Source organism: Acinetobacter sp. 1566109, assembly GCF_000582255.1.
GTDB lineage: Bacteria > Pseudomonadota > Gammaproteobacteria > Pseudomonadales > Moraxellaceae > Acinetobacter > Acinetobacter nosocomialis.
Window position 1 is genome coordinate 26355 of sequence record NZ_JEYB01000014.1, and the last position, 17140, is coordinate 43494.

General features: G+C 36.4%; 18 protein-coding genes. 14 read left to right on the forward strand and 4 right to left on the reverse strand.

Features of this window, described 5'->3' with window-relative positions; all coding sequences use genetic code 11:
• Positions 1 to 90: 90 nt before the first annotated feature.
• From fba to J582_RS12295, 3 genes are all read right to left on the reverse strand, one after another.
• Entirely contained in the window at positions 91 to 1128 is a 1038-nt protein-coding gene (fba, locus tag J582_RS12285; protein WP_002049840.1) for a class II fructose-bisphosphate aldolase, read from the reverse strand.
• Positions 1129 to 1249: 121 nt separating this feature from the next.
• Positions 1250 to 1492, reverse strand: coding sequence for a hypothetical protein (locus J582_RS12290; protein ID WP_032047952.1), 243 nt, complete (start codon positions 1490 to 1492; stop codon positions 1250 to 1252).
• Between the two features lie 121 nt (positions 1493 to 1613).
• Positions 1614 to 2801 carry a phosphoglycerate kinase gene (locus J582_RS12295; protein ID WP_032047954.1) on the reverse strand — a complete coding sequence of 396 codons (1188 nt, stop codon included), beginning with the start codon at positions 2799 to 2801 and terminating at the stop codon, positions 1614 to 1616.
• A 138-nt stretch (positions 2802 to 2939) separates the two neighbouring features.
• Here J582_RS12295 and J582_RS12300 point away from each other — a divergent pair, with 138 nt between their 5' ends.
• From J582_RS12300 to putP, 14 genes are all read left to right on the forward strand, one after another.
• A complete protein-coding gene (locus J582_RS12300) occupies positions 2940 to 3323 on the forward strand; it encodes a DUF2237 family protein (RefSeq protein WP_002050020.1) in 384 nt (127 codons plus the stop codon).
• On the forward strand, positions 3323 to 3916 hold the full coding sequence (locus J582_RS12305; protein WP_004709142.1) for a Maf family protein: 594 nt from the start codon (positions 3323 to 3325) through the stop codon (positions 3914 to 3916). The genes J582_RS12300 and J582_RS12305 overlap by 1 nt, the downstream gene beginning before the upstream one ends.
• A gap of 30 nt (positions 3917 to 3946) precedes the next feature.
• Positions 3947 to 5110 carry a cupin domain-containing protein gene (locus tag J582_RS12310; protein ID WP_004709144.1) on the forward strand — a complete coding sequence of 388 codons (1164 nt, stop codon included), beginning with the start codon at positions 3947 to 3949 and terminating at the stop codon, positions 5108 to 5110.
• 360 nt (positions 5111 to 5470) lie between these two features.
• On the forward strand, positions 5471 to 6037 hold the full coding sequence (locus J582_RS12315; protein ID WP_004709146.1) for a TetR/AcrR family transcriptional regulator: 567 nt from the start codon (positions 5471 to 5473) through the stop codon (positions 6035 to 6037).
• A 475-nt stretch (positions 6038 to 6512) separates the two neighbouring features.
• Positions 6513 to 6821, forward strand: coding sequence for an ArsR/SmtB family transcription factor (locus J582_RS12320; RefSeq protein ID WP_002050127.1), 309 nt, complete (start codon positions 6513 to 6515; stop codon positions 6819 to 6821).
• Between the two features lie 419 nt (positions 6822 to 7240).
• Positions 7241 to 8443, forward strand: coding sequence for a serine/threonine transporter SstT (gene sstT, locus J582_RS12325; RefSeq protein ID WP_032047956.1), 1203 nt, complete (start codon positions 7241 to 7243; stop codon positions 8441 to 8443).
• Between the two features lie 5 nt (positions 8444 to 8448).
• Positions 8449 to 9129: a YoaK family protein gene (locus tag J582_RS12330; protein ID WP_017398260.1), complete on the forward strand. Its 681-nt coding sequence runs from the start codon at positions 8449 to 8451 to the stop codon at positions 9127 to 9129.
• A gap of 3 nt (positions 9130 to 9132) precedes the next feature.
• On the forward strand, positions 9133 to 9669 hold the full coding sequence (locus tag J582_RS12335; protein ID WP_002050144.1) for a DUF2058 domain-containing protein: 537 nt from the start codon (positions 9133 to 9135) through the stop codon (positions 9667 to 9669).
• Positions 9670 to 10042: 373 nt separating this feature from the next.
• Positions 10043 to 11890 carry an ABC transporter ATP-binding protein gene (locus J582_RS12340; RefSeq protein ID WP_032047957.1) on the forward strand — a complete coding sequence of 616 codons (1848 nt, stop codon included), beginning with the start codon at positions 10043 to 10045 and terminating at the stop codon, positions 11888 to 11890.
• Positions 11890 to 12330 (forward strand): MaoC family dehydratase, encoded by a 441-nt coding sequence (locus J582_RS12345; RefSeq protein WP_002050041.1) that lies wholly within the window; start codon positions 11890 to 11892, stop codon positions 12328 to 12330. The genes J582_RS12340 and J582_RS12345 overlap by 1 nt, the downstream gene beginning before the upstream one ends.
• A 108-nt stretch (positions 12331 to 12438) precedes the next feature.
• Positions 12439 to 13464 (forward strand): AraC family transcriptional regulator, encoded by a 1026-nt coding sequence (locus J582_RS12350; protein WP_032047959.1) that lies wholly within the window; start codon positions 12439 to 12441, stop codon positions 13462 to 13464.
• A gap of 38 nt (positions 13465 to 13502) precedes the next feature.
• Positions 13503 to 13877, forward strand: a complete 375-nt coding sequence (gene gcvH / locus J582_RS12355) for a glycine cleavage system protein GcvH (RefSeq protein ID WP_002049861.1) — start codon at positions 13503 to 13505, stop codon at positions 13875 to 13877.
• A gap of 97 nt (positions 13878 to 13974) precedes the next feature.
• Complete coding sequence (locus J582_RS12360) at positions 13975 to 14682, forward strand: SIR2 family NAD-dependent protein deacylase (RefSeq protein WP_080631628.1); 708 nt, start codon at positions 13975 to 13977, stop codon at positions 14680 to 14682.
• Between the two features lie 409 nt (positions 14683 to 15091).
• Entirely contained in the window at positions 15092 to 16582 is a 1491-nt protein-coding gene (putP, locus tag J582_RS12365; protein WP_004709158.1) for a sodium/proline symporter PutP, read from the forward strand.
• A gap of 35 nt (positions 16583 to 16617) precedes the next feature.
• Here putP and J582_RS12370 read toward each other — a convergent pair whose 3' ends face one another.
• Complete coding sequence (locus tag J582_RS12370; protein ID WP_001014235.1) at positions 16618 to 17106, reverse strand: Lrp/AsnC ligand binding domain-containing protein; 489 nt, start codon at positions 17104 to 17106, stop codon at positions 16618 to 16620.
• Between the last annotated feature and the right edge of the window lie 34 nt (positions 17107 to 17140).

Genomic DNA, 17140 nt, shown 5'->3' on the forward strand with positions numbered 1-17140 from the left:
TTATCACAGGTTTTTTTATGGATAAGATTTAGATAATAAAAAACCGGTTATATAAATAACCGGTTTCCATAAATCAAACCCTATCGGGAATTATTTATAACGATCTACCATTTTCTCTAATGAAATTGGACGGATCTTGTCAGCATTACCTGCTGTACCAAAGGCTTCATAACGATCGATACAAATTTGTTTCATTGAATCGACAGTTTTAGCGAAGTACTTGCGTGGATCAAATTCAGCTGGATTCTCTGCCATGAAACGACGAATTGCACCTGTTGAAGCTAAGCGTAAGTCAGTATCAATATTGATTTTACGTACACCGTGTTTAATTGCTTCTACAAGCTGCTCAACCGGCACACCATAAGTCTCGCCGATATTGCCGCCAAACTCATTAATTACTTTTAACCATTCTTGTGGTACAGAGCTTGAACCGTGCATTACAAGATGAGTATTTGGCAACGCCGCATGAATTTCTTTAATGCGATCAATTGCTAGAATGTCACCTGTAGGTGGACGTGTAAATTTATAAGCACCATGTGAAGTACCTACAGCAATTGCTAAGGCATCAACATTTGTGTCAGCAACGAATTGCTTCGCTTCATCAACAGAAGTTAAAAGTTGAGAATGATCGAGTACACCTTCTGCACCAACACCATCCTCTTCTCCAGCCATACCTGTCTCAAGGCTACCTAAGCAACCGATTTCGCCTTCAACAGACACGCCACAAGCATGAGCCATTGCTACGACTTGACGAGTTACATCTACGTTGTAATCGTAAGTTGTAGGGGTTTTACCATCAGCACCTAATGAACCATCCATCATTACTGAGCTAAAACCAAGTTGAATAGAGCGTTGGCATACATCAGGGCTAGTACCATGGTCTTGGTGCATTACCACTGGAATGTGCGGCCACTCTTCGATTGCAGCCAAAATAAGATGGCGTAAGAATGGAGCGCCTGCATATTTGCGAGCTCCAGCTGATGCCTGAACAATTACAGGTGAATTGGTTGCATCTGCGGCAAGCATAATTGCACGCATTTGTTCTAAGTTATTTACGTTAAATGCTGGTACGCCGTAGTTATGTTCCGCAGCGTGATCCAAGAGCTGGCGCATTGAAATGAGTGCCATAATATCCTCCCAGGTAGTGCGGCTTATTCTACCTTGTCATTTATTTCAATTCAGCAACAAATCACAGTATTTCAAAAAAAATCCCTGCATTTGCAGGGACTTTTTAACAAAAAACAACAAATTAATGAGTTTCTGAAGCAGCCGACTTGCTAGACGCACTACCTTCAACCACATCTGTATTCTTTTCATCTAAAACTGGCTTATCAAGCGAATCAATTGTAGCTTGCTGTTCAGGAGTTACTTTATCAGAAACTCCTGTAGATGCTGCATCTTGTCCTGCTTTAGAAGACTCTTCTTTTTTCGCACAAGCAGTCAACATCACTGGAACAATTAATAAAGCAGCTAAGGTAAGTTTTAAATTCATCACTATTTTCCACAATTGGTGATTTAGTGCTCATTATTTTATTTCAGTAATATGACAATTTAATGACTTATCAATGAAAAAGGGGTTGAACCCAACCCCTTCTTATTTTTACATATATGTATTATGCACGTTCTAATAAAACAGCCACTGCTGGCAAAGTTTTACCTTCAACAAATTCAAGGAACGCACCACCACCAGTTGAAATATAACCAATTTGGTCAGCAACATTATATTTATCAATCGCAGCTAAAGTATCACCGCCACCAGCGATCGAGAATGCATCAGATTGAGCAACTGCAAGAGAAAGTGCCTTAGTACCTTCACCAAATTGATCAACTTCAAACACACCAACGGGACCATTCCAAAGAATCGTTTTTGATGTTGTTAAAATATTTGCAAATGCTTTAGCTGTTTCAGGACCAACATCTAAAATCATATCGTTTGCAGTTACATCCTCAACTTTTTTAACAACTGCTTGTGCAGCCGCCAAAGAACCCAAGAAATCTTCAAAGTTAATTTGAGATGCATCCGCTACAACAACATCTGTAGGAAGTGGAACGCTTACTTTAGCAGCAATTTGTTTTGCTGTTTCTACCAAGTCAGCTTCGTATAGAGATTTTCCAACGTTGTAACCAGCGGCCGCCAAGAAAGTATTTGCGATACCACCACCAACAATAAGTTGATCACAAATAGTAGACAATGAGTTTAAAACATCAAGTTTTGTTGAAACTTTAGAGCCAGCAACAATAGCAACCATTGGTTTTTCAGGTGTTTGCATTGCACGGCCAAGCGCATCTAATTCAGCAGCCAATAAAGGACCAGCAGCTGCAACTGGAGCAAAACGTGCTACGCCCTCAGTAGAAGCTTCTGCACGGTGAGCAGTACCGAATGCATCCATCACAAATACATCACATAAAGCAGCATACTTTTGTGCAAGCTCAGGATTATTTTTCTTTTCACCAGCGTTAAAACGAACATTTTCAAGCAAAACAACTTGTCCAGCCTGAACTTTTACACCATCAAGATAATCAGTAAATAATTTAACTTCTTGGCCTAATGCTTCAGTTAAATATGCTGCAACTGGTGCAAGTGATTGTTCAGGCTTTGGTTCACCTTCAACAGGACGACCTAAATGCGAAAATACCATTACAGCAGCGCCTTTTTCTAAAGCAGCTTTTATTGTTGGAAGTGCTGCACGTAAACGAGCATCGCTGGTAATCACACCATTTTTAACAGGAACGTTTAAATCTTCACGAATAAGTACACGTTTACCTGCTAAGTTAAGGTCAGTCATGCGCTGAAAATTCATGTAAAGCTCTCTTTATGATTTTAAAAACGCGCCAATTTTAAATGATTACATCAAAAAAGGTTAGTTTTTTTGCATAAAAGCTGTAGAAAGCCAAAGTTTTGATTATGATAGAGGTAGTAATTTAATATTTCATCGATTATGTCTATTCATCCCGATCCACAAATCAATCGTTTAAATGTTTTAGGTGAGCCTTTAGCGAGCTGTTGTTTTGATCCTATTACCGGATATTTTCGAAATGGTTTTTGCCATACGGCAGTAACAGATCTTGGGCAACACACTGTATGCGCTCAAATGACGTCTGACTTTTTAAATTTTTCGCAAAAAGTTGGCAACGATCTCATTACTCCTTTACCTGAAGCTGGCTTCCCTGGTCTACAGCCAGGTGACTTCTGGTGTATTTGTGTAACTCGTTGGGTAGAAGCATATCAAGCTGGTCAAGCTCCACCTGTCAAACTTCATGCCTGCCATCAAGCAGTATTAAGTTATGTCCCATTAGATGTATTAATGGAATACGCAGTGTAATGAAACACCCCCAAATTATTTTGGCATCGAGTAGTCAAACGCGTAAGGATTTGATGAATCGTTTGGGCATCGAATATATCTGTATTAGTCCAGATATTGATGAAAGTTCTCGTGGCGAGACTCATGCTGATGATTTAGCTAAAAGACTGGCTTTTACTAAAGCTCAGGTTATTGCTCAGAAAAATCCGGAAGCAATTGTAATTGGATCAGATCAGGTTGCATGGCGAGAACATGCACCTCATGATTTTATTGGCAAACCATTGACTATTGAAAATGCTAAAGCTCAGTTAAAAGCAAACTCAGCCAGAACAGTCTTTTTTAGTACAGCCTTAAGTGTTCAATGTCTTGAAAAAAACTTTGAACACACTCTAGTTGAACATTATCAAGTTAAATTTCGCAATTTAAGCGACTCAGAAATTGAAAGATATATCGATTTAGATCAGCCCCTTCATTGTGCTGGAAGCTTTAAGTGTGAAAGTCTTGGCATTAGTTTATTTGAGAAAATGATAGGCCAAGATCAAACCACCCTAATGGGCTTACCCATGATTCAGCTTTGTCAGATTTTAAGACAGCTTGAACTTCAAATTCCTTAATATTTATTAGTTTATTTATAGGTTATCTCCATGACAGAACCTTTAACCGTTTTAGGCGGCATTACTGCTGAACAGTTTTTATCAGAATACTGGCAGAAAAAACCATTACTTGTGCGTAACGCCATGCCTGAAATCATTGGCGTGTTAGAGCCAAATGATGTGAAAGAATTCGCTTTAGAAGATCATGTTAGCGCACGTCTTATTCGTCAAAAAGACAAAAATCCAAATGAGTGGCACGTAAAGTCTTCTCCTCTAACTAAAGGTGACTTTCAAAAATTACCAAAGCTATGGACACTGTTAGTACAAGCAGTTGATCATTACTCATTCGATTTAGCGGAATTATGGAAGAAATTTCCTTTTATTCCTCAATGGCGTCGTGATGACATTATGGTTTCTTATGCACCTAAAGGTGGCTCAGTTGGAAAACATTTTGACTTTTATGATGTATTTCTTGTTCAAGGACATGGTCACCGTCGTTGGCAATTAGGCCAAATGTGTGATGCAACCACTGAATTTGTTCCAAATCAACCATTAAAATTATTGCCAGACATAGATGTTCATTTTGACGAAGTTTTAGCTCCTGGTGACTTATTATATGTTCCACCTGGCTTAGCACATTATGGTGTTGCTGAAGATGATTGCTTAACTTTCTCGTTTGGTTTCCGTATGCCTAATATTTCAGGCATGATTGACAGAATTAGTGACCAATTTGCTACCGATGAATTGCTACAGAACCCAGTCATAGATATTGCCCGAAAGAGTATTTCTCAAGTTGGTGAAATTAATACAGAAGAATTAGCATATTTAAGAGGATTGGTTTTAGCTCAATTGCAAAATTCATCAGTACTTGATGCTGCCATCATGGCATATATGACTGAACCTAAATATCCAGATAATATTCCTGAACCAGACGAGATAGAAGTTGAAGACCTCAATGCTATTTTGACAGAAGGTTATGAATTATTGCTAGAACCAGCCTCTCGCCTACTTTATACAGAACAAAATGGAGTTTTAAAGTTTTGGGGCAATGGAGAAGATTTAACGATAGTGGAATCTTTTGCCACTCAACTCAAAACAATAGCAGATGGAGAAAGTATTCCATTTAATAACCAGCTAAGCAATGTAGAGATTTTAGAAAACATTGTTCAATTATTGAATGATTCAATTCTTATGTTATTGCCACCGGCAGAATAATATTGACTAAATAGGTTAAAAGGAGAAAATTCTAAAATTTCTCCTTTTTTCTTTTATAAATACATGTTTAAATATACCAATCTATAAATCTATTTTGCGGTTACATTTCTATGGTTTAAAATTATTTTCTAAATTAAAAAATTATCTAGTAAATACGTCTAATTAAGACATAGAAATTTTTTCAGCAAATATAAAATATATACCTAGAGCATTATGCTTTGCCCTTCTATTGTTTTTAAAAAACCTATTTTTTTCTATCAATAACAATCAATACAATGTAAAATTGTGCGTTCTTGCTTTTTATTTATACACTCGACCATTTAGGCTAAGAGCAAATTTTTTGTGTGAGGCTACTAAAATATGTCAAAAAAAGATGACATTATTACCACTGCATTAAGACTTTTTAACTCATATAGTTATAACTCTATAGGGGTTGATCGTATCATCAGTGAGTCTGGTGTAGCAAAAATGACATTTTACAAATACTTCCCTTCCAAAGAGAAACTAATTGAAGAGTGTTTATTACTAAGAAACTCACTTTTACAAAATTCTCTTACTGCTGCTATATCTAAACAAGACGAAAATGATCCATTAGCCCGTATTAAGGCAATCTTTTTATGGTATGCAGATTGGTTTAATAGCGAAGATTTTAATGGCTGTATGTTTCAAAAAGCCTTAGAAGAAGTATTAAAGCAATACCCTTCAACTCACCAACCTGCGACTTTATACAAAATATGGTTGACTCAGTTAATGCAGGATCTTCTTGTTCAACATGAAATTGAGGAATCTCGTCCTTTAGCATTACTGTTAGTCAATATTTTAGAAGGTATGACCATTCAAGCTCAGGTTGAGCACGGCTCAGTAAAAATTAATGACTACTGGAAACGTGTAGAGAAGCTTATTGAGTTTGAAAAAGTTGCACAGTAAAAAATAAAGCGTGATATTATTCTTCTTATATTGTTGAATCTTCTTCTTATTCATCACGCTGCGTCTGAAAGTCATTCTAGCCTAGAGTTAGACGTTTTTTTTGGACTATCATCCCAAACTAGAATATACAGACCTGTCTGTACAGAATCAATTATATTTTTAAAAAGTAAAAACTCAATCTTTTTTTATTACCCTTTCATAGATAAATCAGAATTAACTATAGATAAAACTTAAAATAAGATTTTTTTCCTTTGACTTTGTTTCATTTATACTTAACAATTACGCTTCTCACACAATGCAACACTTTTGACACAAAACAACTACAAATTATTGTTATACTTTAATAATGTTATATATTTATCAATTACACTTATAAACCTTTTCAACAAAAACAATTGGATTGATTAGTTTTGCTACATTCATTTTCTTAAGATCAATCTATACTATGCCGGCCATATTGATATAGGTATAAAGTATGAAAGATGGACTCCAAATTGAAGAAATGAAAAATGCGGCTGATTCAGTCGTAGGCACATTAAAGTCTTTAGCTAACCCTGACCGTTTATTAATTTTATGTCACTTAGCTCATGAGGAGTTAAATGTCTCTCAAATCGAAGAGAAAACCCAAATTACCCAACCCACTCTTTCACAACAATTGATGATGTTACGTAAAAGTGATGTCGTTTCAACACGTCGTGATGGCAAACAAATTTTCTATTCTATAAAGGATGACAAGATGCACTCAATTTTGAATACGCTTTATCAGTTATACTGTATAGAATAACTGCGCTGAATTTATAAAATTATAATAATATTAATGTATTCCTGAAATATGCGATTTTTCAACTTGGTAGCTGGTAATAAACCGAGCAAAGAGGATTGAAAATTCGCGTAGTTTTTCAAGTATCTAAAGCTATTGAAAACAACAATACACTCTCTTATTTCTTTCTGTCTCTCCCTCCACTATTTTTCAATAGGTTTTTAGACCCCACAGTTAATTTTTTATTGACTGTTATATAAGCAGAATATCTTTTTAATTAATTTAATAATTTAATTTTACTATTTTAAAAACAAATACTTAATATTACCTTTTTTTATTAATCTAATTACTAGATATAAAAAAGCTTAAGATTCACATCACTTAAGTATAAAATACTCCGCTTGTTCAACCTTTAGCCATGAATAGGTTAATAAGGCCTTTATATGCTTGAATTCTTTTCTCGATTAAGCTTAGTCACCAAAATTATTATCGCCATTATTTTAGGAATAGGTGTTGCACTATTATTTCCAACCGTTACACCTTACTTAAGCTTGTTTGGTGAGCTGTTCATTAAAGCATTGAAATCGGTTGCTCCTATTTTAGTTTTCGTACTGGTTCTCTCATCTATTGCTAACTTTCAGGTTGGCCATAGTGCAAATTTACGACCAGTCTTACTATTATATGTAGTGGGTATGCTATTAGCTGCGTTTAGTGCCGTTGTTGCGAGCTTGTCTTTTCCAAGTACTCTTTATCTTAATACTGTTTCACATAACAACCTACAAGCGCCTGGTAGCCTCGCTGATATATTAAAAAATTTGCTTTTAAGTTTTATTGCAAACCCTGTTCAAGCAATTAGTGAAGCGAACTTTATTGGCATTCTGGCATGGGCAATTGGTCTAGGTTTGGCAATGCGTCATAGTTCAGATACGACTAAACAAGTGATGCATGATATTTCACATGCTGTGAGTGCGATTATTCACAAAGTCATCGCATTTGCACCTGTAGGCATTTTCGGTTTAGTTGCAGTAACCTTTGCCGATGCTGGTTTAGCAACGCTTGAAAGTTATGCGCAATTATTAGCTGTTCTATTAGGAACAATGCTTTTTGTTGCTCTTGTAGTTAACCCAATTTTGGTAGGTTTAACAATTCGTGGCAATCCATACCCACTTGTTTTTAAATGCTTAAAAGAAAGTGGTATTACTGCATTCTTCACACGCAGCTCAGCAGCTAACATCCCAGTTAACCTTGATTTAGCTGAACGTTTAGGTGTTAATCCATCTACTGCAAGTGTTTCTATTCCTTTAGGTGCTACAGTTAATATGGCTGGAGCAGCTGTTACAATCACTGTGCTTACTTTAGCAACTGTGCATACATTGGGGATTCATGTTGATTTGGCAACTATGATTATTTTGTCAGTAGTCGCTACAGTTTCAGCATGTGGTGCGTCTGGTGTTGCCGGTGGTTCTTTACTTTTAATTCCAGTCGCTTGTAGTTTATTTGGTATTTCATCAGAAATTGCGATGCAAGTTGTTGCAGTTGGTATGATTATTAGTGTATTACAAGATTCAACCGAAACAGCTCTTAACTCATCAACTGATGTTTTATTTACTGCCGCTGTTGATATTCGCTCAAGACAAAACTCTTAGAGAACATGCCATTTCAACGTTTACCAAACTGGTTCCAAATTGGCGCCTTTTTACTGGCAATGAATGCCGGAATGATTAATGTATTAGGGTTAATCACCCTTTTACATCAATCGGTGTCGCATATGACAGGTAATGTCAGTATGTTAGCGATGAGTTTGGTAAACTGGCAGTTTGATCACGTCATATATTTGGTACTTGTTATACTATGTTATGTATGTGGATCATTTTATAGTGGTTTTATTTTAGGTAATAGCCATTTCAAATTAGGCCGTCGATATGGCCTCCCTTTAAGCTTAGTTGCCCTCTTTATTTTTCTTTGCTGGTTATTACTGCCTTATTTTCCCAAATATGGATTATTATGGGCTTGTGTCGCTATGGGTTTACAAAATGCCATGGTCAGCCATTATAAAGGGACCATTATTAGGACAACTCACTTATCGGGTGTCTTAACAGATCTTGGCCTTGCACTTGGTTACATAGCACGAGGTTTAAAAGTAGAAAACCGTCGTATTATTTTACATCTACTTATTTTTTCAGGTTTTCTTATTGGTGGTATAATTGCTGCTTCAGTTCACCCCTATTTAAAATTGCAATCATTTTTGCTACCAGCAATTTTAAGCTTAACACTCAGTATTTCGTATTGGGCTGTTTATTTTCATCGTTCTTCCTCTTCAGATTCGGATTAAGTCATGGTTAAAAATGCCTTACAAGCTCAGTTACTCAAAGCAGGTTTAGTTGACAATAAAAAAGCAAAAAAACTCACCAAACAAGCTCAGCATGAGCAGCGTACTGGTCAAAGCAATGAAGCAGAAATCAAAGCAAATATTGAAAAAGCTCAACAAGAAAAATTAGCAAAAGACCAAGCTTTAAATCTAGAAAAACAGCAACAACTTGAAGAAAAAGCATTAAAAGCTTCTATTATTCAAATGATTAAACAACACAAAATTGTAGATTTTGCTGGAGATGTGGCTTATCAATTTATTGATGAAAATAAAATTAAAAAGGTATATCTATCTCAACAAGTCTACAATGCCCTTGTTACAGGTAGTTTAGTAATTGCTAAAGATCAAGATCAATACGCTTATCTTCCAAAAGCTTTGGCCGAAAAAATTGATCAAAAAATGCAAGGCTTTATTTTAATTAATAATGCAGAGAAAAATGAACAAACTACTGACGAAGAAGATCCGTATGCAGCATATGTTATTCCAGATGACTTAATGTGGTAATTATTATGAGCCTTTATCAATTTTTAGATAAAGGCTCATGCTGCTTAGGCTAAATATCAGTATTTTATCATTTATTAAAAAAAATTATAAAAATTACATTCACATCAAATTCATTCACCACTTCATCTATTATTATCGATATAATGAATAAAACATTTTTTGTCTTTACCATGCCTTTTAGGCTTTTCCCGTTTCCAAATTTATATCTTGACTAAATCTTGTCAGTTTTAGTTAAAGATATACAACATAAACTTTGATGTGTATCCACACACTCAACAGATCAACATCTATATCGAGTTTGATCTAACTGACTTTATTGCAAATTAAATTGCGAAATTTTAATAAAGTAGCTGATGTATAAAGGTAGTCATTCATGCTGAAGTGGTTTGAAAAACTTGTAGATCCTTATCCAACCAAAGGCCTGGATGAGCCCTTACCAACTCTCTTTTTCCGATTTGTTTGGCAAGCTACTGAAGGTGTTCGTCCGTACTTATTATTACTCATTATATGTACAGCGGGTGCAGCCAGCTTTGAAGCTCTACTCTTTTCAAAAATTGGTCAACTTGTAGACTGGCTGAGTAACAGTCAACCAGAAAGCTTTTTAAGCCAACATGCTTCAAATATACTTATTCTTATTAGCGTTTTATTTGCTAATATTTTATTTGTTAATATTCAATCTATTATAAAACACCAAATTTTATATAGTACTTTTCCAATGCGCTTACGCTGGCGCTTCCACAACCTTTTATTAAAGCAAAGTCTAGACTTTTTCCATAATGATTTTGCCGGTCGCCTTTCAGCAAAAGTCATGCAAACAGCACTAGCTATCCGTGAATTTTGGATTATTTTGGGCGATATGTTGGCTTATGTCAGCATTTATTTTATTACCGTTAGTATCGTTCTTGGTGCAATTTCACCAACTTTACTCATTCCACTTATGGTTTGGTTGGGTTTATTCTTATTAAGCGCTTGGTTCTTTATTCCCCGTTTAAGCAAAGTATCACAGCAACAAGCTGATGCTCGTGCAGTAATGACTGGACGTGTAACAGATGCCTACACAAATATTCAAACGGTTAAATTATTTGCCCATGCTGGTCGTGAGAGCCAGTATGCAAAAGCTTCAATGAAAGAGTTTATGACAACTGTCTATGCACAAATGCGATTAGGTACTCTTTTTGAAGTCAGCATTAATTTACTTTCTGCTGTTTTATTTGTAGGCGTGATTGGAACAGCAGTCTGGCTATGGACACAAGGCCTAGCAGCACTAGGTGTAATTGCAGCAACGACCGCCATGATTTTAAAGCTTAATAGCATGGCTGAGTTTATGATGTGGCATATGTCAGCCTTATTTGAAAATGTGGGTACCATTCAAGATGGTATGCAAACTCTTGGTAAGAAAATCAATATTCAAGACAAACCAGATGCAAAACCACTTACAGTAAAGCAAGGTGAAATCGTATTTAAAGATGTTACCTTTGCCTATAACAATAAAAATGTCATCGATCACTTTAATTTACACATTAAAGCGGGCGAAAAGATTGGTATCGTTGGCCGTTCAGGTGCAGGAAAATCCACTCTCATCCAATTACTTTTACACTTCTACCATCTTAAAGAAGGTGCAATTTTAATTGATGGGCAAAATATTGAAGATGTTACACAAGATAGTTTGAGAGCGAATATTGCTTTAGTTACTCAAGATACTTCTCTACTCCATCGTTCAGTTGCTGAAAATATTAAATATGGTCGTCCGGATGCAACCGATCTGGACATGCAAAGTGCAGTGCATAAGGCAAAAGCAGCTGAATTTATTCCTCAACTTGTCGACTTAAAAGGCCGTTCTGGCTATGAAGCACAGGTTGGTGAGCGTGGTGTTAAACTTTCAGGCGGTCAGAGACAACGTATCGCTATTGCACGTGTCTTCTTAAAAGATGCACCAATTTTAATATTAGATGAAGCAACAAGTGCATTAGACTCGGAAGTTGAGGCAGCTATTCAGTCTAGTTTAAATGACCTGATGGTAGATAAAACAGTTATTGCAATTGCTCACCGTTTGTCTACCATTGCTCAAATGGACCGTTTAATTGTTCTTGATGAAGGTAGAATTGCAGAGCAAGGTACCCATGAAGAATTAATTGCTAAAAATGGTATATATGCACAATTATGGAAACGCCAAACTGGTGGCTTTCTTATTGAGCAAAAAGTAGTACAGGGTCAGGATTAATGCTTTATTTAGAAGATTTAAAAATTGGTGATCGTTTTATCAGTCGTGAATATGAAATTACACTAGATGAGATTAAACAATTTGCAAGCCACTACGACCCTCAGCCTTTCCATACAGATGAAGAATTAGCTAAAGAAGATCCAATCTTTAAAGGTATTGCTGCCAGTGGATGGCATACCTCGGCAATTACTATGCGCTTATGGACAGAATGTATGCCTATTCATGGGGGGCTCGTGGGTTCAGAGTCTAGTTTACGTTGGCCTCGCCCGACTCGACCTGGTGACCGTATACATGTTGAAGCTGAGATTTCAGCAATTACACCATCCAAAACAAAATTAGATCGTGGTATTGTAAGCTACGTTACGCAAGCTTTAAATCAACATGGAGATGTTTTACTTATTTCAACGACAAAAATCGTTGTCTTTAAAAAGAATATTTAACGAATCCTTGATATGATTGTCTAACAGTTTTTATAAACTCAAATTATATTTCATGACAAGATGTGTAAGAAATGCACGTAGAAAATTGATGAGAGCAACGGAACGCATATGAAAATTACCTCAGCTCGTCAAGATCAAGGTATTCCAGGAGTCTATGGCTTATTGCTATTAGATGTTGTTTCACGTTGGGGATACAACGATGAGACATTATTTGCCCCTTTTCATCTTACAAGTGAACAATTGGCTGACCCTGAATATCGTATTTCAACACCTGTAGCAAATGAACTGGTTAAACATGCCTTAAATCTCACTGGAGAAAGTACATTGGGTTACCATATTGGCACCCAAATGCGTATTTCAATTCATGGATTTATTGGCTACGCAATAATGACAGCAAAAGATATTACTGAAGCAATTGCTCTCGCTGCTCGTTTTATCCAGTTACGCTTACCTTTTTTACAACTCTATTTTTCTACGTTTGGCCCAAAAGCCACATTACAACAACAATGTGATATTGAGTTAGAACCACTTCGCACCGAAATTGTTTTAGGCTTAACCATTGGCATCATGACAATGGCAAAAGCCATGACAGGTATTGAAGATTTAGCGGGCGATGTCGACCTAGATTTTCCAGAACCAGCAGGCTTTGATAAATATAAGAGCAAACTAAGCAGTACTATTCGGTTTAATCAGCCTCATTTAATTTCTAGTTTTGATAAAAAATATTTAGGTCTTAAATTAATTAATTCAGATCCAATCGCCAGTCAAATTGCTATTAACCAATGTGAGGCTGAACTCTCTGCTTTAGGTGAACGCCGCCGTTTAGCAATGCGTGTACGTGATATTTTAAGTAATTCGGAACAACATTACTTAAGCATAGAAAATGTAGCAGAATACTTACACATGTCAGATCGCACATTAAAGCGACAGTTGGCAGCGGAAGGAACTTCATTTTCAACATTAGTAGATGAAGTCCGCTATCGTCATGCGACTTCTTTACTTTCACGTACAGATTATAGTCTTGAACAAATTGCGGATGAACTAGGTTATTCCGATGTCGCAAATTTCAGCCGAGCATTTAAACGCTGGAGTGGTCGTAGTCCTAGTAACTGGCGCAAAGACCCCTATTTATAATGTTATTAAAATATTGGACACAAGCTTAAGGAGATGTCATGAATCACCCTTCAGAATTGAAGTATGCACGTACACATGAGTGGGTAAAAATTGAAGGTGATCTTGTTATTACTGGGATTACCGACCATGCACAAGATGAGCTTGGAGACTTGGTCTATGTTGAAACTCCAGAAGTGGGCAGCCAAGTAACAGCTGGCGAACAAGCTGGAGTAGTTGAATCAGTTAAAACTGCTTCTGACATCCACGCTCCTGTTTCTGGTACAGTAGTGGAAGTAAATACAAACCTTGAAGATGATCCGGATTTTGTAAATGAAGATCCATACGGGAAAGGCTGGATTTATAAAATTAAGCCAGACAACATGGCAGACGTTGAAAAACTTTTAACAAATGAAGAATATGAAGCTGGCTTATAAAATTTAGCATTGCTTTCAATATTTGATAAAAACCAGTTTACTTTTAAACTGGTTTTTTTATATATGTATAAAATAGTTATAAAACTGGATGCGTAGGATCAATAACATGACAAGACTTGTTGTATTTTCTGGTGCAGGTATGAGTGCAGAAAGTGGAATTAGTACTTTTCGTGACAGTAATGGCCTATGGGAAAATTATGATATACAGCAAGTTGCTACTCCGGAAGCTTGGGATAAAGACCCTGCGTTAGTTCAACGGTTTTATAACGAACGCCGTAAAAATATTTTAGAAGCTCAGCCAAATGAAGCTCATCAATATATTGCTAAATTACAAAACCATTTCGATGTACAAGTCATTACACAAAATATTGATGATTTACATGAGCGTGCTGGTAGCCAGAATGTGTTGCATCTACATGGTAATATTCGATTAGCGAAAAGCTCTGGACCAAATGCCCAATATACAAATGAATTTTATGAAATTAATGGTTGGAAATTAGATCTAGAGCATGACCTTTGTCCAAATGGCTATCCACTTCGCCCTCATGTGGTTTGGTTTGGTGAAGCAGTTCCAGCATTTGAAGAAGCCATAAAGCAAGTGCATGAAGCAGATATTTTCATTGTTATTGGTTCAACCTTAAGTGTTTACCCTGTTGCTGCTTTAGTTCATGAAATTCCTAACTACACTGAAGCCTACTATATAGATCCCCAAGCAGATCATTCTCGTGTTCCATCTCAATATAAACTATTAAATATGACAGCCACAGAAGGTATGAAAGAGCTATTTCATCAATTGACGAGCTAATATTTCTTTCATTTTTATTGCAAATTTCACCTCTAAAGTTGTCTCTTCACATGAAATTGATGCGAAAACACTCAACTCATGTCAAATTTTTTCTTGAGACATATATTGTCATTGCTAATTTTGTAACCAAACATGCTGATCTATTTTCTAAATTTACTATTTTTATAATTTTCTAAACAATAAATGAATTATTTATACTACATAAACTATTGATTAAATTTAGTTTAATTTTAATTGTAATTAAAATTACATTTGTTTACATAAAAATATACAAAACACATCATAAAGATAACAGAGCAAAAAATTTCTTTTGTGGTTGAATCTCAACCTCTTGAAATGCCGTACAAGAAAACAGCGACCTGGATTAGGTTACAATCACGGATTATGGATATAAGGACACACATCCATTATGAGTTATTTTGATCCCACCCTCATCATGTTTATGGTGTACATCGTAGCAATGGTACTTATCGGCTTATTTGCCTACCGTGCTACAAGCGACTTCTCTGATTATATTCTTGGTGGTCGTAGTTTAGGCAGTTTCGTTACTGCATTATCCGCAGGCGCATCAGACATGAGTGGTTGGTTACTCATGGGCTTACCAGGAGCGATTTATCTTTCTGGTTTATCTGAAGCGTGGATTGCAATTGGTCTAATTATCGGTGCTTGGCTTAACTGGTTACTGGTTGCTGGTCGATTACGCGTTCATACTGAAATCCAAAATAATGCACTCACTCTGCCCGACTATTTTACAAGTCGATTTGATGACAAGAAAAAGATTCTTCGTATTTTCTCTGCCGTTATTATCTTGGTTTTCTTCGCAATTTACTGTGCCTCAGGTATGGTAGCTGGCGCTCGTTTATTTGAAAATTTATTTGGTATGTCATATACCACTGCAATCTGGTTAAGCGCTATTGCAACAATCAGTTATGTTTGTATTGGTGGATTTTTGGCAATTAGCTGGACTGATACTTTCCAAGCTGGCTTAATGATTTTTGCCCTTTTGCTCACCCCAATCGTAACTTACCTTGCAATTGGCGACACAACTCAGTTTGTAACGCTTATTGAAACTGCTCGACCACATGCATTTAACATTGTTTCAGATTTAAGTGTGGTGGCCGTTTTATCTTCAATGGCTTGGGGTTTAGGCTATTTTGGCCAACCGCATATTCTTGTACGTTTCATGGCTGCTGACTCTGTAAAATCAATTCCTGCTGCGCGCCGTATTGGCATGACTTGGATGATTTTATGTTTAGTTGGTGCAGTCGGTGCCGGTTTCTTTGGTATTGCGTATTTCCAGCAACATCCTGAACTTGCAGGTGTTGTAAGTAAAAACCCTGAAACTGTATTTATGGAATTGACTAAAATTTTATTCAATCCATGGATTGTCGGTATCATCCTAGCTGCTATTTTAGCTGCGGTTATGAGTACATTAAGCTGTCAACTGTTGGTATGTTCAAGTGCGCTAACTGAAGATTTGTACAAAGGCTTCATCCGTAAAAATGCTTCTCAAAAAGAGCTTGTATGGGTTGGCCGTATCATGGTACTTGCAATTGCTGTGCTGGCAATTGTGCTTGCTGGTAACCCTGACAGTAAAGTTCTTGGTCTTGTTGCTTATGCTTGGGCTGGTTTTGGTGCCGCATTTGGACCACTCATCATCTTGTCATTGTTCTGGAAACGTATGACTTTAGAAGGTGCTTTAGCAGGTATGATCGTAGGTGCAGTTGTTGTAATTGGTTGGAAAAATCTTTTCGCAAGCACTGGTGTTTACGAAATTATTCCTGGCTTTATCTGTGCATTTATCAGCATCATCGTAGTGAGCTTGATTAGCAAAACTCCAAATACTGATGTAACTGATCGCTTCGAACAAGCTGATAAACTCTATAAAGAAAGTGTATAAAAATGAATAAAATAAAAAGGGGCTCTGGCCCCTTTTTATTTATTTTTAGTTTTGATTTTAATTTTTGAACTATCTTTTACAACTTGCATCACAGGGTAGCTACGCGTTTCTTTCACACCTGGTAATTGCCATAGTACCTGTCCAGCAATACGTCTAAACTCTTCCATACTGCCACTTCGTAATTTAATTAAAAAATCAAATCCGCCACTAACCATATGGCATTCAACGATCTCTGGATAATGCACTACTGCGTCAATAAACTCATCTAAAACATTGGGTGTTGTTTTATCGAGTAACACTTCAACAAAAACCAAAAAATTTGCATTTAACTTAACTGGATTTAATTTAGCTTCATAACCCAAGATAAATTCATCCTTCGTCAGCTTCTGCACCCGGGCCATAACCGCAGTTGGAGATAGGTTTACAAGCTCAGCCAATCTACTGTTAGAAATACGCCCATCTGTTTGAAGAATATCCAAAATTTTTAAATCTGTACGATCAAGGCTTAATAAGGGGCCATTCATCTGAATTTTCCTCTAAAAAATGGGCAAAATATAG